The organism is Stenotrophomonas sp. YJH_SMC_6 (assembly GCF_059371335.1).
This window is the reverse complement of sequence record NZ_JCAFUM010000013.1, coordinates 44,428-65,251: the sequence shown is the minus strand read 5'-3', so window position 1 is coordinate 65,251 and position 20,824 is coordinate 44,428. Positions and strand designations below refer to the sequence as shown.

General features: G+C 64.6%; 17 protein-coding genes and 3 tRNA genes. All 20 read left to right on the top strand.

Features of this window, described 5'->3' with window-relative positions:
• Positions 1 to 9 precede the first annotated feature (9 nt).
• Positions 10 to 94, top strand: a tRNA-Leu gene (locus AC5P9N_RS15665).
• Positions 95 to 205: 111 nt separating this feature from the next.
• Positions 206 to 562, top strand: coding sequence for an NADH-quinone oxidoreductase subunit A (locus AC5P9N_RS15660; RefSeq protein WP_005414075.1), 357 nt, complete (start codon positions 206 to 208; stop codon positions 560 to 562).
• Positions 553 to 1,107, top strand: a complete 555-nt coding sequence (locus tag AC5P9N_RS15655; RefSeq protein ID WP_005410463.1) for a NuoB/complex I 20 kDa subunit family protein — start codon at positions 553 to 555, stop codon at positions 1,105 to 1,107. Before AC5P9N_RS15660 ends, AC5P9N_RS15655 begins: the two co-directional genes overlap by 10 nt.
• Positions 1,108 to 1,140: 33 nt before the next feature.
• A complete protein-coding gene (locus AC5P9N_RS15650; protein ID WP_005410462.1) occupies positions 1,141 to 1,890 on the top strand; it encodes an NADH-quinone oxidoreductase subunit C in 750 nt (249 codons plus the stop codon).
• A complete protein-coding gene (locus tag AC5P9N_RS15645) occupies positions 1,887 to 3,194 on the top strand; it encodes an NADH-quinone oxidoreductase subunit D (RefSeq protein WP_005410461.1) in 1,308 nt (435 codons plus the stop codon). Before AC5P9N_RS15650 ends, AC5P9N_RS15645 begins: the two co-directional genes overlap by 4 nt.
• A 97-nt stretch (positions 3,195 to 3,291) precedes the next feature.
• Positions 3,292 to 3,819, top strand: a complete 528-nt coding sequence (gene nuoE, locus AC5P9N_RS15640) for an NADH-quinone oxidoreductase subunit NuoE (protein WP_005410460.1) — start codon at positions 3,292 to 3,294, stop codon at positions 3,817 to 3,819.
• Positions 3,820 to 3,823: 4 nt separating this feature from the next.
• Complete coding sequence (gene nuoF / locus AC5P9N_RS15635; RefSeq protein WP_010486436.1) at positions 3,824 to 5,164, top strand: NADH-quinone oxidoreductase subunit NuoF; 1,341 nt, start codon at positions 3,824 to 3,826, stop codon at positions 5,162 to 5,164.
• Positions 5,161 to 7,395: an NADH-quinone oxidoreductase subunit NuoG gene (nuoG, locus tag AC5P9N_RS15630; RefSeq protein WP_099484387.1), complete on the top strand. Its 2,235-nt coding sequence runs from the start codon at positions 5,161 to 5,163 to the stop codon at positions 7,393 to 7,395. Before nuoF ends, nuoG begins: the two co-directional genes overlap by 4 nt.
• Positions 7,392 to 8,486 carry an NADH-quinone oxidoreductase subunit NuoH gene (gene nuoH / locus AC5P9N_RS15625; RefSeq protein ID WP_005410457.1) on the top strand — a complete coding sequence of 365 codons (1,095 nt, stop codon included), beginning with the start codon at positions 7,392 to 7,394 and terminating at the stop codon, positions 8,484 to 8,486. The genes nuoG and nuoH overlap by 4 nt, the downstream gene beginning before the upstream one ends.
• Before the next feature lie 4 nt (positions 8,487 to 8,490).
• A complete protein-coding gene (gene nuoI / locus AC5P9N_RS15620; RefSeq protein ID WP_005410456.1) occupies positions 8,491 to 8,979 on the top strand; it encodes an NADH-quinone oxidoreductase subunit NuoI in 489 nt (162 codons plus the stop codon).
• Positions 8,980 to 8,988: 9 nt separating this feature from the next.
• Positions 8,989 to 9,645 (top strand): NADH-quinone oxidoreductase subunit J, encoded by a 657-nt coding sequence (locus tag AC5P9N_RS15615; protein ID WP_010486441.1) that lies wholly within the window; start codon positions 8,989 to 8,991, stop codon positions 9,643 to 9,645.
• Positions 9,642 to 9,947, top strand: a complete 306-nt coding sequence (gene nuoK, locus AC5P9N_RS15610; protein ID WP_005410454.1) for an NADH-quinone oxidoreductase subunit NuoK — start codon at positions 9,642 to 9,644, stop codon at positions 9,945 to 9,947. Before AC5P9N_RS15615 ends, nuoK begins: the two co-directional genes overlap by 4 nt.
• A gap of 7 nt (positions 9,948 to 9,954) precedes the next feature.
• Positions 9,955 to 12,114, top strand: a complete 2,160-nt coding sequence (gene nuoL / locus AC5P9N_RS15605) for an NADH-quinone oxidoreductase subunit L (RefSeq protein WP_076739788.1) — start codon at positions 9,955 to 9,957, stop codon at positions 12,112 to 12,114.
• A gap of 23 nt (positions 12,115 to 12,137) precedes the next feature.
• Positions 12,138 to 13,646, top strand: coding sequence for an NADH-quinone oxidoreductase subunit M (locus AC5P9N_RS15600; RefSeq protein ID WP_005410452.1), 1,509 nt, complete (start codon positions 12,138 to 12,140; stop codon positions 13,644 to 13,646).
• A gap of 15 nt (positions 13,647 to 13,661) precedes the next feature.
• On the top strand, positions 13,662 to 15,122 hold the full coding sequence (nuoN, locus tag AC5P9N_RS15595) for an NADH-quinone oxidoreductase subunit NuoN (RefSeq protein WP_005410451.1): 1,461 nt from the start codon (positions 13,662 to 13,664) through the stop codon (positions 15,120 to 15,122).
• Positions 15,123 to 15,251: 129 nt separating this feature from the next.
• Positions 15,252 to 15,328: transfer RNA gene (locus tag AC5P9N_RS15590), tRNA-Met, on the top strand.
• 82 nt (positions 15,329 to 15,410) lie between these two features.
• Positions 15,411 to 15,487: transfer RNA gene (locus tag AC5P9N_RS15585), tRNA-Met, on the top strand.
• Between the two features lie 366 nt (positions 15,488 to 15,853).
• The gene (gene rimP / locus AC5P9N_RS15580; protein ID WP_005410450.1) at positions 15,854 to 16,444 is read left to right on the top strand and encodes a ribosome maturation factor RimP; all 591 of its coding nucleotides are present in this window, start codon (positions 15,854 to 15,856) and stop codon (positions 16,442 to 16,444) included.
• Positions 16,445 to 16,448: 4 nt separating this feature from the next.
• Positions 16,449 to 17,960, top strand: a complete 1,512-nt coding sequence (nusA, locus tag AC5P9N_RS15575) for a transcription termination factor NusA (RefSeq protein WP_005410449.1) — start codon at positions 16,449 to 16,451, stop codon at positions 17,958 to 17,960.
• Positions 17,961 to 18,052: 92 nt separating this feature from the next.
• Entirely contained in the window at positions 18,053 to 20,698 is a 2,646-nt protein-coding gene (gene infB, locus AC5P9N_RS15570) for a translation initiation factor IF-2 (protein WP_012480878.1), read from the top strand.
• Positions 20,699 to 20,824 lie beyond the last annotated feature (126 nt).

Sequence of the window (20,824 nt, the reverse complement as noted above, 5' to 3'; positions counted from 1 at the left end):
TGATCGTTTGCCCAGGTGGCGGAATTGGTAGACGCACTACCTTGAGGTGGTAGCGACTTAGGTCGTAGGGGTTCGAGTCCCCTCTTGGGCACCATTTGTAAGTAAAGCGGGTTCGCCTGGCGCGCAAGGCGCCAGGTAGATTCCCGTCCACTCCCCCATGCCAAAGCGCCTGCAGGCGCAGCGGCAGAGGCAAGAGAGAATCGCTGTGCTGGCCGAATATTTGCCGTCTCTGCTGTTTCTGATCGTTGCCACCGGTATCGGCATTACGCTGATGCTGGTTGGTCGATTCCTCGGTCCCCGCCGCCCCGATCTGGAAAAGCTGTCGCCGTACGAGTGCGGCTTCGAGGCCTTCGAAGACGCGCGCATGAAGTTCGACGTGCGCTACTACCTGATCGCGATCCAGTTCATCGTCTTCGACCTGGAAATCATCTTCATCGTGCCGTGGACCCAGGTCTTCATGGAGCTGGGCGCGCGTTCGCTCGTCACCATGGGCCTGTTCGTCGGCATGCTGTTCCTCGGTTTCATTTACGTCTGGAAGAAGGGAGCGCTGGAATGGGAGTGATTCAGACTCTCGATGGCCTCATGAACAACCCCACGCCGGAAGGCCGGGTTGATGACATCCTGCGGCCGGAAGGCGACAACCCGCTGCTGGAAAAGGGCTTCGTCACCACCAGCGTCGATGCACTGCTGAACTGGGCGCGCACCGGCTCGATGTGGCCGATGACCTTTGGTCTGGCCTGCTGCGCGGTCGAGATGATGCACGCCGGCGCCGCGCGCCTGGACCTTGACCGCTACGGCGTGGTGTTCCGCCCGTCGCCGCGCCAGTCCGACGTGATGATCGTGGCCGGTACCCTGGTCAACAAGATGGCCCCGGCGCTGCGCAAGGTCTACGACCAGATGCCGGACCCGAAGTGGGTCATCTCGATGGGTAGCTGCGCCAATGGTGGCGGCTATTACCACTACTCCTATTCTGTCGTGCGCGGCTGTGATCGCGTGGTGCCGGTGGACGTCTACGTCCCGGGTTGCCCGCCGACCGCCGAGGCGCTGGTGTACGGGATCCTGCAGCTGCAGAAGAAGATCTGGCGTACACAGACCATCGCCCGCTGACCCTTCCACACTACAAGAGCGCGCCAAGCCCCCATGGCAGAGCAAGCATCCTTCATCGACCGACTCTCCGCACGTTTCGCTGGTGCGAAGGTCATCGTGGTCGAACCCCGCGGCGAAGTGACGCTGGAGGTGCCTGCCGCCGAGTGGCATGCCACCGCGCTGGCGCTGCGTGACGAGTTTGGTTTCGAGCAGGCCGTGGATCTCTGCGGCGTCGACTACCTCGGTTATGGCTCCGACGAATGGGACACCGCCGACGTGTCCTCGCAGGGCTTCAGCCGTGGCGTCGAAGGCAAGGCCCAGGGCCGCTTCGCGTGGGGCGAGTTCCCCACCGAGGAAAATGGCGCCGACGGCGCCCGCCCGCAGCACATGCCGACCCAGCGTTTCGCCGTGGTCGCCCAGCTGCGCTCGTACCAGCACAACCTGATGATGCACCTGCGCTGCTTCGCCCCTGACGAAGCACTGCCGGTGGTGTCCTCGCTGACCGGCATCTGGCCGGGCCTGAACTGGTTCGAGCGCGAAGCGTTCGACCTGTACGGCGTGATCTTCGAAGGCCACCCGGACCTGCGCCGGATCCTGACCGACTACGGTTTCGTCGGCCATCCGTTCCGCAAGGACTTCCCGCTGATCGGCAATGTCGAAGTCCGCTACGACGAAGAAAAGAAGCGCGTGATCTACGAACCGGTCACCTCGGTGGAGCCGCGCGTCGGCGTGCCGCGCGTGATCCGCGACGACGCCCGTCTGCAGACCGCAGAAGGTGAGCGCGCGCAGGAGGCAGTGAAGTGAGCCACGTACACCAGGCCGGCGAAGCATTCGCCAGCAACGCCGCCGAAAGCCGGCAGGAAATCCGCAACTACACCATGAACTTCGGCCCGCAGCATCCGGCCGCTCACGGTGTGCTGCGCCTGATCCTGGAAATGGACGGTGAAACCATCATGCGCGCCGACCCGCACGTGGGTCTGCTGCACCGTGGTACCGAAAAGCTGGCCGAGTCCAAGCCGTTCAACCAGTCGATCGGCTACATGGATCGCCTGGATTACGTGTCGATGATGTGCAACGAGCACGCCTACGTGCGCGCGATCGAGACCCTGATGGGCATCGAGGCGCCGGAGCGTGCGCAGTACATCCGCACCATGTACGACGAGATCACCCGCATCCTCAACCACCTGATGTGGCTGGGCTCCAACGCGCTCGACCTGGGTGCGATGGCGGTGATGCTGTACGCCTTCCGCGAGCGCGAAGAGCTGATGGACTGCTATGAAGCAGTCTCTGGCGCACGCATGCACGCGGCGTACTACCGTCCGGGCGGTGTCTACCGCGACCTGCCGGACCACATGCCGAAGTACAAGGAGTCGCGCTGGCACAAGGGCAAGGCGCTGAAGCAGCTCAATGCTTCGCGCGAGGGCTCGCTGCTGGACTTCCTGGAGAACTTCACCGTCGAGTTCCCCAAGCGCATCGACGAATACGAAACCCTGCTGACCGACAACCGTATCTGGAAGCAGCGTACCGTCGGCATCGGCGTGGTGACGCCGGAACTGGCGCACCAGTGGGGCATGACCGGCGTGATGCTGCGTGGCTCGGGCGTGGCCTGGGACCTGCGCAAGAAGCGCCCGTACGCCAAGTACGATGCCGTCGATTTCGACATCCCGCTGGGCAAGGAAGGCGACTGCTACGACCGTTACCTGGTCCGCGTTGCCGAAATGCGCGAATCCAACCGCATCATCAAGCAGTGCGTGGCGTGGCTGAAGGCCAACCCGGGCCCGGTGATGGTGAAGAACTTCAAGGTCGCTCCGCCCAGGCGCGAGGACATGAAGGACGACATGGAAGCGCTGATCCACCACTTCAAGCTGTTCAGCGAAGGCTACTGCGTGCCGGCCGGCGAGACCTACTCGGCGGTGGAAGCCCCGAAGGGCGAATTCGGCTGCTACCTGGTCTCCGATGGCGCCAACAAGCCGTTCCGCGTGCACCTGCGTGCGCCGGGCTTCGCCCACCTGTCCTCGATCGATTCGATCGTGCGCGGCCACATGCTGGCCGACGTGGTGGCGATGATCGGTACCTACGACCTGGTGTTCGGCGAGGTTGACCGGTAATGCCGTCCGCCACGCCAACGCCCGCTGCAGGCAGCCGGCGCAAGCCGGCGCCGCAGTTTCTGGAATTTCACGTTATGCATTTCGCTGAGGTCGGCCGATGAAGGCGACAGGTAATTTCGAGGCGGCGCGCGACGTCGACCCGATGGTGGTGCTGAGCGACAAGACCCGCGCTCACATCGATCACTGGCTGTCCAAGTTCCCGCCGGACCGCAAGCGCTCTGCCGTGCTGCAGGGCCTGCATGCGGCCCAGGAGCAGAACCAGGGCTGGCTGACCGACGAACTGATCGCCGGCGTGGCCAAGTACCTGGACCTGCCGCCGGTGTGGGCCTACGAGGTCGCCAGCTTCTACTCGATGTTCGAGACCGAGAAGGTGGGCCGCAACAACGTGGCCATCTGCACCAACATCAGCTGCTGGCTCAATGGCGCCGAGGACATCGTGCGCCATTGCGAGAAGAAGCTGGGCATCAAGCACGGTGAATCGACCCCGGACGGCCGCGTCTACCTCAAGCGCGAGGAAGAGTGCCTGGCTGGCTGCGGTGGCGCGCCGATGATGGTCATCAACGGTCACTACCATGAGCGTCTGACCCTGGAAAAGGTCGACGAGCTGCTGGACGGGCTGGAGTAAGGGCATGGCACATCACCACGAATCCAAGGGTCCAGTCGGCCCCGCGCCGCTGCCGCACCAGGTGGTCTACACCACCCTGCATTACGACACCCCGTGGTCGTACGAAAGCTACCTGAAGACCGGTGGCTACGCCGCCCTGCGCAAGATCCTCGAAGAGAAGATCCCGCCGGAGCAGGTCATCGAGATGGTCAAGGCCTCGGGCCTGCGCGGCCGCGGTGGCGCAGGCTTCCCGACCGGCCTGAAGTGGTCCTTCATGCCCAAGGGCAACATGCAGAAGTACATCCTCTGCAACTCGGACGAATCCGAGCCGGGCACCTGCAAGGACCGCGACATCCTGCGCTACAACCCGCATTCGGTGGTGGAAGGCATGGCGATCGCCTGCTACGCCACCGGTTCGACCGTGGGTTACAACTACCTGCGCGGTGAGTTCCACCACGAGCCGTTCGAGCACTTCGAGCAGGCCCTGGCCGACGCCTATGCGAACGGCTGGCTGGGCAAGAACATCCTCGGCAGCGGCGTGGACATCGACATCTACGGCGCGCTGGGCGCCGGCGCGTACATCTGCGGCGAAGAAACCGCGCTGATGGAATCGCTGGAGGGCAAGAAGGGCCAGCCGCGCTACAAGCCGCCGTTCCCGGCCAATTTCGGCCTGTACGGCAAGCCGTCGACGATCAACAACACCGAAACCTATGGCTCGGTGCCGGCGATCATCCGCAACGGTCCGGAGTGGTTCAAGGGCCTGAGCCTGACCGCCAACGGCGGTCCGAAGTGCTTCTCGGTGTCCGGCTGCGTGCAGAATGGCGGCAACTTCGAAGTGCCGCTCGGCACCAAATTCCACGACCTGCTGGAAATGGCCGGTGGCCTGCGTCCGGGCCGCACGCTGAAGGGTGCGATCCCGGGCGGCGTGTCGATGCCGGTGCTGACCGCGGCCGAGCTGAAGGACTTGCCGATGGACTACGACACCATCCGTGCACTGGGCTCCGGCCTGGGTTCGGGCGCGATCGTGGTGCTCGACGACAGCGTCTGCTGCGTCAAGTTCGCCTGCCGTATCAGCCAGTTCTTCCACAAGGAATCCTGTGGCCAGTGCACCCCGTGCCGTGAGGGCACCGGCTGGATGCACCGCGTGCTGGAGCGCATCGTCGCCGGCAAGGCCACGATGGAAGACCTGCACCAGCTGAAGGCGGTGGCCGGCCAGATCGAAGGCCACACCATCTGTGCGTTCGGTGAAGCGGCTGCATGGCCCATCCAGGGCTTCCTGCGCCAGTTCTGGGACGAATTCGAGTACTACATCGTCAACGGTCATTCGATGGTTGACGGCAAGAAGGTGGAGGCAGCCGCCGCATGAGCGCGCAACCCGTAAACCCGAACGTGCCACCGGATCACGTGACCATCGAAATCGATGGCAAGTCGCTGGTCGTGCCCAAGGGTTCGATGATCATCCAGGCGGCCGACAAGGCCGGCATTTCGATTCCGCGCTTCTGCTACCACGAGAAGCTGCCGATCGCCGCCAACTGCCGCATGTGCCTGGTGGACGTGGAAAAGTCGCCGAAGCCGGCGCCGGCCTGCGCCACTCCGGTGATGGATGGCATGAAGGTCGCCACCCGCAGCGAGAAGGCACTGAAGTTCCAGCGCTCGGTGATGGAGTTCCTGCTCATCAACCACCCCCTCGACTGCCCGATCTGCGATCAGGGCGGCGAGTGCGAGCTGCAGGACGTGTCGCTGGGCTATGGCCGTTCGGTCAGCCGCTTCAACGAGCGCAAGCGCGTGGTGCCGGACGAGGACATGGGCCCGCTGGTCGCCACCGAGATGACCCGCTGCATCCAGTGCACCCGCTGCGTCCGCTTCACCGCCGACGTCGCCGGTACCTACGAACTGGGTGGCATGTACCGCGGTGAGAACCTGCAGATCGGTACCTTCGACGGCAAGCCGCTGACCACCGAACTGTCCGGCAACGTCGTCGACGTCTGCCCGGTCGGCGCACTGACCAACAAGGTGTTCCAGTTCCGCGCCCGCCCGTGGGAACTGACCGCGCGCGAGTCGCTGGGCTACCACGACGCGATGGGTTCGAACCTGTTCCTGCACGTGCGTCGCGGCGAAGTGCTGCGCACCGTGCCGCGCGACAACGAAGCGGTGAACGAGTGCTGGCTGTCCGACCGTGACCGCTACTCGCACCAGGGTCTGTACAGCGAAGACCGTGCGGTCAAGCCGCTGCGCAAGGTCAATGGCGAGTGGAAGGAAGTGAGCTGGGCCGAAGGCCTGGCCGCGGCCGTCGAGATCCTCAAGGCCAACCAGGGCGACAACCTGGGCGTGCTGGTGCATCCGTCCACCTCGAACGAGGAAGGCGCGCTGCTGGCCCGCCTGGCCAAGGGCCTGGGCTCGAGCAACATCGACCACCGCATCAACAACCGTGATTTCTCCGACGCTGCAACCGCCGAAGTGTTCGGCCTGCCGCTGGCCGAAATCGAAGGCGCCGACCGCATCGTCGTTCTGGGCAGCAACATCCGCCACGAACTGCCGCTGCTGCACGCCCGCCTGCGCAAGGCGCAGACCACCAAGGGCGCGAAGATCCACGTCGTCAATCCGGTGGACTTCGACTTCGCCTTCAGCATTGCCGGCAAGCAGATCGTTGCACCGTCGAAGTTCGTCGACGCGCTGGCCAACGCCGAGCTGCGTTCGGCGGTGCAGGGCGGCAACAACACCGTGCTGATCGTTGGTGGCATCGCCGAAAACCACCCGCAGGCTGCCGCCATCCGCGCCGCCGCGCGTGACTTCGCCGCCGCCACCGGTGCCAAGCTGTGCCGCATCCCGCAGGGCGCCAACGCCGTGGGCCTGACCCGCGCCGGCGTGCTGCCGGCCGGCAAGGACGTCGCCGCGATGCTGGCGCAGCCGCGCCAGGCCTACGTGGTGTACGGCCTGGAGCCGGGCCTGGATTTCGCCGATGCACCTGCCGCGCGCAAGGCGCTGGCCGGTGCCCAGGTGGTGGCCTTCAGCCAGTTCGCCTGTGCCTCGACCCGCGACGTCGCCGACGTGATCCTGCCGATCGGTGCGCTGCCGGAAATCGACGCCACCCTGACCAATCTCGATGGTCGCGAGCAGTCGGCCCGTGCCGGCGGCAAGCTGCCGGGCGAGGCCCGTGAAGGCTGGCGCGTGCTGCGCGCACTGGGCGGCGACATGGCGCTGGCCGGTTTCGACTTCACCGACCTGGCCGGCCTGCGTGCCAGCCTGGCCCCGGTGTCGGTCACCGTTGCCGCTTCGGCGCAGCCGGTGATTGCCGGCGAAGGCCTGGAAGTGGCTTCGACCGCCGCGATCTACCGCACCGATGCGGTGGTCCGTCGCGCCCCGGCACTGCAGTCGCATCCGCTCAACAACGCCCCGCGCATCGTGCTGAACGCTGAAGATGCCGCTCGCCTGCAGCTGCAGGAAGGGCAGATGGCCAAGGTCGGCACCGATGCCGGCAAGGCCACCCTGCCGGTGGTGGTCGACGCCCGCGTCGCTGCGGGTTCGGTCTGGATTGAATCGGGCCACGGCGCGACCGCGCCGCTGGGTGCCGCTCGCGTAACGGTGGTGGCTGCATGAACGAATTGCTGTTGAACGCGGTCGACCCGCTGCACCAGTGGCTGCTTGGCCTCGGTGACATCGGCGCGCTGATCTGGATCATCCTGAAGATCCTGGTGATCACCGTTCCGGTGATCATCTCGGTGGCCTTCTACGTGGTCTGGGAACGCAAGCTGATCGGCTGGATGCACGTCCGCCACGGCCCGATGTACGTGGGCATGGGCATCTTCCAGGCCTTCGCCGACGTCTTCAAGCTGCTGTTCAAGGAAGTGGTCCAGCCGAGCAGCGCCAACAAGGCGATCTACCTGCTGGCACCGCTGATCACCCTGGCCCCGGCCTTCGCGGCCTGGTCGGTGGTCCCCTTCGATTCGCAGATCGTGCTGTCCAATGCCAACGCCGGCCTGCTGTACCTGCTGGCGATGACCTCGCTGGGCATCTACGGCATCATCCTGGCCGGTTGGGCGTCCAACTCGAAGTACGCGTTCCTGGGTGCCATGCGCGCCTCGGCGCAGATGATCAGCTACGAAATCGCCATGGGCTTCGCCCTGGTCGGCGTGATGATCGCCGCTGGCAGCCTGAACCTGAGCAACATCGTGATGGCGCAGGCCGGCAGCTCCGGCTTCTTCGACTGGTTCCTGCTGCCGCTGTTCCCGCTGTTCGTCATCTACTGGGTGTCGGGCGTGGCTGAAACCAACCGCGCGCCGTTCGACGTGGTGGAAGGCGAATCGGAAATCGTCGCCGGCCACATGGTCGAATACTCCGGCGGTGCCTTCGCGCTGTTCTTCCTGGCCGAATACGCGAACATGATCCTGATCAGCTTCCTGATCTCGATCTTCTTCCTCGGCGGCTGGCTGAGCCCGGTCCAGGGCTGGGTCAACTTCGGCGATGTCTCGCCGCTGGTCGACTGGATCTGGAAGGGCGGTGCACCGTGGCTGTTCGTCAAGGTGTTCTTCTTCGCCAGTGCCTACATCTGGTTCCGTGCCAGCTTCCCGCGTTTCCGCTACGACCAGATCATGCGCCTGGGCTGGAAGGTCTTCATCCCGCTGGCCATTCTGTGGATCGCGGTTACCGCCGTCATGGTGTTCTTCGGCGTGATTCAAAAGGGCGTCTAAAGTGATGAACAGGATTACCCATTACTTCAAGAGCCTGCTGCTGCTCGAACTGCTGGCGGGCCTCTGGCTGACGCTGAAGTACAGCTTCAAGCCGAAGTACACGATGATGTACCCGATGGAGAAGTTCCCGCAGTCGCCGCGCTTCCGTGGCCTGCACGCGCTGCGCCGTTACCCCAACGGCGAAGAGCGCTGCATTGCCTGCAAGCTGTGCGAAGCGGTGTGCCCGGCCCTGGCCATCACCATCGACTCGGCCAAGCGCGAGGACGGCACCCGCCGCACCACCCGCTACGACATCGACCTGTTCAAGTGCATCTTCTGCGGCTTCTGCGAAGAAAGCTGCCCGGTGGACTCGATCGTCGAAACCCACATCCTCGAGTACCACTTCGAGAACCGTGGCGAAAACATCGTTACCAAGCCGCAGCTGCTGGCCCTTGGCGATCGTCTCGAAAACGAGATCGCCGAGCGTCGTGCCGCCGATGCCGCTTACCGCTGAGGTCGAGAGATGGATTGGGTAAATATCGCTTTCTGGGTGTTCGCCATCGCGGCAACGGTTTCGGCCGGTGCGGTGATCAGCGTGCGCAACCCGGTGCATGCAGTGCTGTGCCTGGTGCTGACCTTCTTCTCCATTGCCTGCGTGTGGCTGCTGGTGGGCGCCGAGTTCCTCGGCGTGGCGCTGGTGCTGGTCTACGTCGGCGCGGTGATGGTGCTGTTCCTGTTCGTGGTGATGATGCTGGACATCGATCCCACCAAGATGCGTGAGGGCTGGGTGCGCTACCTGCCGGTCGGCCTGATCGTGGCAGTGGCGATGCTGGTGCAGATGCTGATCCTGATCGGCGTGAAGGGCAGGGCGGTCACTCCGTTCCCGGCCGACAACGCCGCTGCGGTCGCTGCCGACAGCTCCAACGTCACCTGGCTGGCGCGCACGCTGTTCACCGAATACCTGCTGCCGTTCGAGTTCGCCGCCGTCATCCTGACCGTGGCCGTGGTCGCCGCCGTGATGCTGACCCTGCGTCGCCGTACCGGCGTGAAGAGCCAGAACCCGGGTGAGCAGACCATGGTCAAGGCCGGCCAGCGCCTGCGCATGGTCAAGATGGGCGCCGAAGCACCGGTCGTGCACAGCAACAGCAAGCCGGCCACCGGCGAGGAGACCCAGCCGTGATTACCCTTGGCCACATGCTTGCGCTTGGCGCGGTGCTGTTCGCCATCAGCCTGGCCGGCATCTTCCTCAACCGGAAGAACGTCATTGTCCTGCTGATGTCGATCGAGCTGATGCTGCTGTCGGTGAACATCAATTTCGTCGGCTTCTCGCGTCAGCTGGGCGATCCGTCCGGCCAGCTGTTCGTGTTCTTCATCCTGACCGTCGCCGCCGCGGAAGCCGCCATCGGCCTGGCGATCCTGGTGACCCTGTTCCGTACCCGCCGCACGATCAATGTCGGCGAAGTCGATTCGTTGAAGGGCTGATCCACAGATGGAAATCACTCTCTCCAAGAGTCTGTTGATCGCAGTGGTGCTTGCACCGCTGTTCGGCAGCATCATCGCCGGCCTGTTCGGTCGCCAGGTCAAGCGCTTCGGCGCGCAGACCATCACCATCCTCGGCGTCGCGGTAGCCTGCGGCCTGTCGATGTACACGTTCTACCAGCTGATGTGGGGCGGCGCGCAGCCGTTCAACCAGAACATCTACACGTTCTTCGAAGTCGGCCAGTATTCGGCGCACGTCGGCTTCATGGTCGACAAGCTGACCGCGATGATGATGGTGGTGGTGACCTTCGTATCGCTGCTGGTCCACATCTACACGATCGGCTACATGCAGGACGACCCGGGCTACCAGCGGTTCTTCAGCTACATCTCGCTGTTCACCTTCTCGATGCTCACCCTGGTGATGAGCAACAACTTCCTGCAGCTGTTCTTCGGCTGGGAAGCGGTGGGCCTGGTGTCGTACCTGCTGATCGGCTTCTGGTTCAAGCGCCCGACCGCGATCTTCGCCAACATGAAGGCGTTCCTGGTCAACCGCGTCGGTGACTTCGGCTTCCTGCTGGGCATCGCCGGCGTGCTGTGGGTGTTCGGCACCCTGGACTATTCGCAGGTGTTCTCGCAGGCCGGCATGCTGGCTGACCCGCGCGCCCAGCTGCAGATCTGGGACGGCACGATCCTGGGCATGCAGCTGCTGAACGAGCCGGTGATCTGGTCGATCGCCACCGTCATCTGCATCTGCCTGTTCATCGGCGCCATGGGCAAGTCGGCCCAGGTCCCGCTGCACGTGTGGCTGCCGGACTCGATGGAAGGCCCGACCCCGATCTCGGCACTGATCCACGCCGCGACGATGGTGACCGCCGGCATCTTCATGGTCACCCGCATGTCGCCGCTGTTCGAGCTGTCGCAGACGGCGCTGAACTTCGTGCTGTTCATCGGTGCCACCACCGCGTTCTTCACCGGCCTGATCGGCATCGTGCAGAACGACATCAAGCGCGTCGTCGCGTACTCCACGCTGTCGCAGCTGGGCTACATGACCGTCGCCCTGGGCGTGTCGGCCTACTCGGCCGCCGTGTTCCACCTGATGACCCACGCCTTCTTCAAGGCCCTGCTGTTCCTGGGCGCCGGCTCGGTCATCATCGCGATGCACCACGAGCAGGACATGCGCAAGATGGGCGGCCTGCGCAAGTACATGCCGATCACCTTCATCACCATGTGGATCGGTACGCTGGCCCTGGTTGGTACGCCGTTCTTCTCCGGCTTCTACTCGAAGGACACGATCATCGAGGCGGCCGAGATCCACGCCCATATGCAGAACAGCTGGGTGGCCACCTATGGCTACTGGGCGGTGCTGGGTGGCGTGCTGGTGACCAGCTTCTACAGCTTCCGACTGCTGTTCATGACCTTCCACGGCAAGGAGCGTTTCCGCGACGCGCACGACGATCATGGCCACGGCCATGACGATCACCACGCCGCCGATGCCCACCATGGCGATGCCCATGACGACCACGGCCACGGCCACGGTCCGCACGAACCGCATGAAACCCCGTGGGTGGTGACCCTGCCGCTGATCCTGCTGGCCATCCCGTCGATCGCCATCGGTTTCTTCAGCATCGGTCCGATGCTGCACGGCACCGACTGGGCCGGCCACCATGCGCACGAGGCGATCAAGGGCCAGGCACAGACGTTCTTCACCGGCATCGTCGACTTCTACGATCCGGCCAAGAACACCGTCGCGTTCCTGGGTGAAGAGTTCCATGGCCCGGTCGCGTTCGCGCTGCACGGCATGATGCTGCCGCCGTTCTGGCTGACCCTGGCGGGCTTCCTGCTGGCTGCGCTGTTCTACCTGTGGAAGCCGGACCTCTCGGGCAAGGCACGCAAGACCTTCGCCCCGATCGTTTCGGTGCTGGAAAACAAGTACGGCTTCGACAAGCTGTGGATCGATGGCTTTGCCGGTGGCAGCGTCAAGCTGGGCAAGGTCTCGCGCTGGATCGACAGCAACATCGTCGACGGCGTGGTCAATCTCTCGGCACGTGTTGTGGACGTTGCAGCCGGCGTGCTGCGTCGTACCCAATCCGGTTTCCTCTATCACTACGCCTTCGCGATGATCATCGGCCTGATTGCCCTGCTGGGCGTGCTGATGCATTACCTGCGTTGATGACCTGTACGGAATAAGAAGACGTGTCGAACTGGCCTCTACTCAGTGTCCTCATCTGGCTGCCGATCATCGGTGGCGCCCTGATCCTTGCGATCCGTGATGCACAGACTGCCCGCTGGGCGTCGCTGGGCGTCGCGGTGCTCACCTTCGTTGCAAGCCTCTCGCTGCTGAGCGGCTACAACGCGGGCATCGACGGCCTGCAGTTCGTCGAGACCCATGCCTGGATCCCGGCGTACAAGATCGGCTACAACCTGGGCGTGGACGGCATTGCCGTGGCGCTGATCCTGCTGACCACCCTGGTCAGCGTGCTTGCCCTGATCGGCGCCTGGAGCGCCATCGACAAGCGCGTCAACCAGTACGTGGCGGCCTTCCTGATCCTGGAAGGCGTCACCGTCGGCATCTTCGCCGCGACGGATGCGATGCTGTTCTACGTGTTCTTCGAAGCCATGCTGATCCCGATGTTCCTGATCATCGGTGTCTGGGGTGGCCCGCGCCGCATCTACGCAGCACTGAAGTTCTTCCTGTACACCTTCCTCGGCTCGGTGCTGATGCTGGTGGCGCTGATCTACCTGTACATGAAGGGCGGCAGCTTCCAGCTGGCCGACCTGTACGCGCTGCCGCTGTCGGCCAAGGAACAGACCTGGATCTTCTTCGCCTTCCTGATCGCCTTCGCGGTCAAGGTGCCGATGTTCCCGGTCCACACCTGGCTGCCGGACGCCCACGTGGAAGCGCCGACCGCCGGTTCGGTGATCCTGGCCGCCATCGCCCTGAAGATCGGTGGCTACGGCTTCCTGCGCTTCAACCTGCCGATCGTCCCGGACGCGTCGCAGGAATGGGCCTGGCTGGTGATCGCGCTGTCGTTGATCGCGGTGATCTACGTCGGCCTGGTCGCCCTGGTGCAGGACGACATGAAGAAGCTGATCGCCTATTCGTCGATCGCGCACATGGGCTTCGTCACCCTGGGCACCTTCATCGCCCTGTGGCTGGTGCGTGAAGCCGGCAACGCCGATGCTGCCCGCCTGGGTCTGCAGGGCGCCATGGTGCAGATGATCTCGCACGGCTTCGTGTCCGGTGCGATGTTCTCCTGTGTCGGCGTGCTGTACGACCGCATGCACAGCCGCCGCATCGCCGATTACGGCGGCGTGGTCAACGTGATGCCGTGGTTCGCCACCTTCGCCATGCTGTTCTTCATGGCCAATGCGGGCCTGCCGGGCACCAGCGGTTTCGTCGGCGAGTTCATGGTCATCCTGTCGGCCTTCCAGCGTAATCCGTGGATCGCACTGGGCGCGGCCACCACCCTGATCATCGGCGCCGCCTACACCCTGTGGCTGTACAAGCGCATCTTCTTCGGCGAAGTGGCCAACAGCCACGTGGCCGAACTGAAGGACATCAACGGCCGCGAATGGCTGGTGCTGGGCGTGTTCGCCATCGGCGTGCTGGCCCTGGGCATCTACCCCAAGCCGCTGACCGACCTGATGGAGCCCTCGATCGCGAAGCTGGCGATGCAGATCGCATCCAGCAAGCTGCTGTAATTCCAGGATTTGATGATGACCACCTCGCCGCTGCTGCCATTGACCGCCGCTGACCTGCCACCGCTCGCTCCCGAGCTGGTGCTGATCGGCAGCGCCTTCGCCCTGATGATCCTCGACCTGTTCGTCAGCAACCGGAACAAGATCGTCACCCACCTGTTCTCGCTCGCTGCGCTGGCCGTGGTGCTGTTCATGCTGGCCACCGGCGTGGGCGGGCAGGGCGAGGTCTTCCATGGCATGTTCGTGCGCGATACCGCCGCGGACGTGATGAAGACCGGGATCGTGCTGCTCAGCGGCCTGACCCTGGTCTACGGCTGGCGCTACCTGCGTGACCGCAACCTGTTCCAGGGCGAGATCCCGGTGCTGATCCTGTTCGGCACCGCCGGCATGATGATTCTGGTCTCGGCCGGCAGCCTGCTGATGGTCTACCTGGGCCTGGAACTGCTGGCGCTGTGCTCCTACGCACTGGTTGCCAGCAACCGTGAGAACGGTCTGGCCTCGGAAGCGGCGATGAAGTACATCGTGCTGGGTTCGCTGGCCTCGGGCCTGCTGCTGTACGGCATGTCGCTGATCTACGGCGCCACCGGCAGCCTGCACCTGGACGTCATCCGTGACGCCATCCCGCACTCGGAAGAGCGCGTGCTGCTGATCACCGGTGCGGTGTTCATGATCGCCGGCGTCGCCTTCAAGCTGGGTGCCGCACCGTTCCACATGTGGCTGCCGGACGTGTACCAGGGTGCCCCGGCACCGATCGCGCTGTTCATCAGCTCGGCGCCGAAGCTGGCCGCCTTCGGCATGGCCTACCGCCTGCTGGAAATGGGCGTGGGTCCGCTGTCGACTGAACTGCAGCTGCTGATCGCCGGCCTGGCCGCGGTCTCGCTGGTCATCGGCAACCTGATGGCCATCGCGCAGAGCAACCTCAAGCGCATGCTGGCATTCTCCACCGTCTCGCACATCGGCTTCCTGCTGATGGGCATCGCCGGTGGTGGCGCGCAGGGCTATGCCGCCGCGCTGTTCTACGCACTGGCCTACGCCATCATGTCCACCGCCGCCTTCGGCGCGATCATCGCGCTGTCGCGTGCCGGTTTCGAAGCCGAGAACATCGAGGACTTCAAGGGCCTCAATGCCCGCAACCCGTGGATGGCCGGCCTGGTGCTGTGCATCATGGCGTCGCTGGCCGGCATTCCGCCGTTCCTGGGCTTCTGGACCAAGCTGGCGGTGCTGGGCGCGGCCGTCAACGGGGGCCTGCTGTGGCTGGCCATCCTCGGCGTGCTGTGTGCCGTGGTCGGCTGCTTCTACTACCTGCGCGTCATCAAGGTCATGTACTTCGATGAGCCGGTGGGCGAGGCCATGCCGCGCAGCAACGACCGCGTGCTGGGCCTGGTGCTGGGCGTGAACGCGCTGGCGCTGCTGGCGCTGGGCCTGGCCTGGAACCCGATCATGGTCTGGTGCCAGCAGGCATTTGCGCATCTTGCATAAAAGTTGACACAAAGCTGCGCGATTCGTGTAATATGCGCAGCCTGAGTTGTCACTGCAGCGGTTCAGCCAGAACATCGTTGCGGTAGCCCTCCTCGAAAGAGAGCAGGGCAGCAGTTCAAACACTTCCGGTGCGGGGTGGAGCAGTCTGGCAGCTCGTCGGGCTCATAACCCGAAGGTCGCAGGTTCAAATCCTGCCCCCGCTACCAACTTCAGATCGGCGCCAACCGGTTTGATGAATGAGGGAAAGCTTGCATTTTTTGGAGCCAACGCTCATAATTCCGCTTCTGATGCGGGGTGGAGCAGTCTGGCAGCTCGTCGGGCTCATAACCCGAAGGTCGCAGGTTCAAATCCTGCCCCCGCTACCAAGTAAAGAGATCGCCTTCGAAGTCCTGCTTCGAAGGCGTTTTTCTTTGGGCGGCTGCGTCGTTTCTGCGTGATCGGGGTCAGCTCCCTTTTCCGCAGGAAAGGGATCTGACCCCAGGTCCGCACCTTGCACCAGCGCGGTGCAGCCGCTATCATCAGTGGCCTAGCAGTACCCCTGAAGGCGGCCTCCCAGCGGGAGTCCGGACCCGGAAGGAGGGCCGCAACCGGCAGGCACTGCAGGTTGCAACCGGAATCCAGTCACCGGAGTCTTTCCGGAAAAGGGGCCCAGCGGGCCCTTTGTCGTTTCCGGGGCGTCATGTTTTCACGCCGGCCAAGGCCGGCACCCAACCAAGAGATCAAGGCAGGCTGTGAGCGACAAGGCAACCGACATCGCGAATCTGCTCGCCCCGACCGTTGTGTCGCTGGGCCTGGAGCTGCTGGGCGTTGAGTATCTGCCGGCCCCCGGCGGTGCGACCCTGCGCCTTTACATCGACGTGCCGCTGGCTGAACAGCCCGAGCGCATCATCAATGTCGACGACTGTGAGCGGGTCAGCCGCGAAGTGTCGGCGCAGCTGGACGTCGAAGACCCCATCAGCGGCAATTACACGCTGGAAGTGTCCTCGCCGGGCGTGGATCGCCCGCTGTTCAACCTGGAGCAGTTCGCTCGCCACCAGGGCGAATCGGCCAAGGTCACGCTGAAGCTGCCGCAGGACAACCGTCGTCGCCTGCAGGGCCGTATCGAGGCAACCGACGAGGCCGCAGGCACCATCACCTTCATCGTCGACAAGACCGAAGTGGTGGTGTCGGCCGACAACATCGACAAGGCACGGATCATGCCCGACTGGGTGGCGCTGGGGCTGGCCCCGAGCAAGCCGACCGGTCCGGCGCCGAAGCGTCCGAAGCCGAACACGAATTCTTCTTCCAACGAGCCGGCGGCAAAGAAGCCGCGCGCGGAGTGAGCCAATGAGCAAGGAACTGTTGCTGGTAGTCGACGCGGTCGCCAACGAGAAGGGCGTGCCGCGTGAAGTGATCTTCGATGCCATCGAGGCCGCCCTGGCCTCGGCAGCGAAGAAGCGCTATCCCGACGAGGAAGTGCTGACCCGCGTGGTCATCGACCACAAGGATGGCAGCTACGAAACCTTCCGCCGCTGGGAAGTGGTGGCCGACGACGTGGTCATGGAATCGCCGGACCGCCAGATCCGCCTGATGGACGCCGTCGACGAAGCCGAAGGCGTGGACGTCGGCGACTACATCGAAGAGCAGATCGAGAACCCGGACTTCGGCCGCATCGCCGCCCAGGCCGCCAAGCAGGTCATCGTCCAGCGCGTGCGTGAAGCCGAGCGCCAGCAGGTCGTGGATGCGTGGAAGGATCGCGTCGGCGAACTGATCACCGGTGTGGTCAAGCGCGCTGAGCGCGGCAACATCTATGTCGACCTCGGTGGCAATGCCGAAGGCTTCATTCCGAAGGACAAGGGCATTCCGCGCGACGTGCTGCGCGCTGGTGACCGCGTGCGCGGCTACCTGGCCGAAGTCCGTTCGGAACCCCGTGGCCCGCAGCTGTTCATCAGCCGCGCCGCCCCGGAATTCATGATCGAGCTGTTCAAGCTGGAAGTGCCGGAAGTCGGCCAGGGCCTGGTGGAAATCAAGGCCTGCGCCCGTGATCCGGGCGACCGCGCCAAGATCGCCGTGCTCGCCCACGACCAGCGCACCGATCCGATCGGTGCCTGCATCGGCATGCGCGGTTCGCGGGTGCAGGCCGTGTCCAACGAGCTCAATGGCGAGCGCGTGGACATCGTGCTGTGGAACGACAACCCGGCCAACTTCGTCATCAACGCGATGGCGCCGGCCGAAGTGCAGTCGATCATCGTCGATGAAGACAAGCACTCGATGGACCTGGCCGTTGCCGAAGACCGCCTGGCCCAGGCGATCGGCAAGGGCGGCCAGAACGTGCGCCTGGCCAGCCGCCTGACCGGCTGGCAGCTCAACGTGATGACCCAGGACCAGGTCACCGCCAAGTCGGAGGCCGAGCAGGCTTCGGCCCGCCAGCTGTTCATGGACAAGCTGGAAGTGGACGAGGAAATCGCCGGCATCCTGGTCAGCGAAGGCTTCGGCACCGTCGAGGAAATCGCATATGTCCCGGTCGGCGAACTGCTGGCCGTGGAAGGTTTCGACGAAGACATCGTCGAAGAGCTGCGCGCTCGTGCCCGCGATGCGCTGCTCAATGAGGCCCTGGCAGTCGAAGAAGGCCTTGAAGACGGCCAGCCGGCGCAGGACCTGCTGTCCCTGAAGGGCATGGACGAAGCCACCGCATATGCGCTGGCCGGCCACGGCGTGCGTACCAGCGAGGACCTGTCCGACCTGGCCGCCGACGAGGTCATGGACTTCGGCATCGAAGGACTGGATCAGGCGCGCGCCGCTGCGCTGATCCTGGCCGCCCGTGCCGAAGAGATCGCCCGACTGGAACGCGGCGAATGAGCCGGCAATGAACAGGGCCCTGAGCCGCTCAGGGCGTAGAATCCGCGCCACCTCCAGATGCGGGGGGGCGCCCACAAGATCATAGGATCCGAATGTCGCAGCAAACCACCATCCGCAAGCTTGCCGAACTGGTCAACACGCCGGTCGAAAAACTGCTGGAACAGCTGGCCGGTGCCGGCATGAAGTTCAGCGGTCCCGACCAGGTCGTGACCAGCTCCGAGAAGGTGAAGCTCCTGGGCTTCCTTCGTCGTTCGCACGGCAAGCCCGAGCAGGCCCCGGAAGAGAGCGATCAGTCTGCAAAGAAGATCACGCTCAACCGCCGGAAGCAGCAGGAAGTGACGGTCAATTCCGGTCGCAGCAAGACGACCGTGAATGTCGAGGTGCGCCAGAAGCGCACCTACGTCAAGGATGGTGCGCGCGCCATGACGCCGGACGAAGAGCGCGCCGACATCCTGCGCAAGCTGGAAGAGTCGCGCGCCCGCAACCTCGCCGAACAGCAGGCCCTGGCCGAGAAGGATCGTCTGCGCGACGAAGCCATCGTCCGTGCCCGTGAGGAAGAGATTGCGGCCAAGGAACGCGCAGAGGCCGAGAAGAAGGCTGCCGAGGAAGCTGCGGCCGCCGCCAAGGCTGCCGAGGCACTGGCGGCCGCCAAGCCCAAGCGCGCTCCGATCGATGAAACCGCGCCGCGTCCGCCGCGCACGCCGGCCGCCGCTCCGGCTGCTCCGCGCAGTGCGCCGCCGCCGCCGCGCAACGACGACCGCAACAACCGCAGCGCGCCGCGCAACGAGCGTGGCCCGGGCGACCGTTTCGCCGGCCAGATGCACCTGTCGGCTGCCGACCGTGCGCGTCGTGGCAACAGCAACAACAGCAACACCCGTGGTCGGCCGGGCGGCCGTAACCAGGCCGGTGGCCGTCGCGACATGTCGCGCGGTGGCAACAATGCCGGCCCGCACGCCTTCGAGCGTCCGACCGCACCGGTGGTGCGTGAAGTGGCGATCGGCGACACGATCACCGTGGCCGACCTGGCGCAGAAGCTCGCGCTGAAGGGCGGCGAGGTGGTCAAGGCGCTGTTCAAGATGGGCGTGATGGCCACCATCACCCAGTCCATCGACCACGACACCGCCGCGCTGGTGACCGAAGAACTCGGCCACAAGGCGATCCGTGCCAACGACAACGACGCCGAGGACGCACTGCTGGCCTCGACCGGTGAAAACCAGGGCGAAGCCACCCAGCGTCCGCCGGTGGTCACCATCATGGGCCACGTCGACCACGGCAAGACCTCGCTGCTGGATTACATCCGCCGCACCAAGGTCGCCACCGGCGAAGCCGGCGGCATCACCCAGCACATCGGTGCTTACCACGTTGATACGCCGAAGGGCGTGATCAGCTTCCTGGATACCCCGGGCCATGCTGCCTTCACCTCGATGCGTGCCCGCGGCGCCAAGCTGACCGATATCGTGGTGCTGGTCGTGGCCGCCGATGACGGCGTCATGCCGCAGACCAAGGAAGCGATCCAGCACGCCCGTTCGGCGGGTGTGCCGCTGATCGTGGCGATCAACAAGATCGACAAGTCCGACGCCGACCCGATGCGGGTCAAGAACGAACTGCTGTCCGAGCAGGTCGTGGCCGAAGATTTCGGTGGTGACACCCAGATGGTGGAGATCTCGGCCAAGACCGGCCTGGGCATCGACGACCTGCTGGACGCCATCTCGATCCAGGCCGAACTGCTGGAACTGAAGGCCGTCGACGAAGGCCGCGCCTCGGGCGTGGTGATCGAATCGTCGCTGGACAAGGGCCGCGGCCCGGTCGCTACCGTGCTGGTGCAGCAGGGCCGCCTGAAGAAGGGCGACTACCTGGTGTGCGGCATCCAGTACGGCCGCGTGCGTGCACTGTTCGACGAAACCGGCAAGCAGCCGGAATTCGCCGGCCCGTCCATCCCGGTGCAGGTCCTGGGCCTGTCCGGCGTGCCGGAAGCCGGTGACGACTTCGTGGTGGTCGAGGACGAGCGCCTGGCCAAGGACGTTGCCCAGCAGCGTGAGACCAAGCGCCGTGAATCGCGCCTGGTCGCCACCGCCGGCAGCCGCATGGAAGACATCATGGCGACCCTGGGCAAGGGCGAGGGCCAGCAGGTCCTCAACCTGGTCATCAAGGCCGACGTGCAGGGTTCGGTGCAGGCCCTCAGCCAGGCGCTGGTGGCGCTGTCCAACGAAGACATCCGCATCAACGTGATCCACTCCGGCGTGGGCGGCATCACCGAATCGGACGCCAACTCGGCGGCCGCTTCGAAGGCCACCGTCATCGGCTTCAACGTGCGTGCGGATGCTTCGGCCCGTCGCATCATCGAATCCAACGGCGTGGACCTGCGCTACTTCTCGATCATCTATGACGTGATCGATCAGGTGAAGCAGGTGGCCTCCGGTCTGCTGGGCGTGGAGATCCGCGAAGAGATCATCGGTATCGCCGAGGTCCGCGACGTGTTCCGCAGCTCCAAGCTGGGCGCCGTTGCCGGCTCGATGGTCATCGAGGGCGTGGTCAGGCGCAACAAGCCGATCCGCGTGCTGCGCGACAGCGTGGTGATCTTCGAAGGCGAGCTGGAATCGCTGCGTCGCTTCAAGGAGAACGTCGAGGAAGTCCGCAACGGTACCGAGTGCGGTATCGCGGTGAAGGCCTACAACGACGTCAAGCCGGGTGACCAGATCGAGTGCTTCGAGCGTATCGAAGTGCCGCGCACCCTGTAATGCTGCAAGGTGGCCCGACCAACGGTCGGGCCCCACCATGGACCTGTAGCGCCCGACCGTTGGTCGGGCGACAATCGAATCAAAGGTAGCGCCCGACCCTTGGTCGGGCGACAACTGAACCAAGAG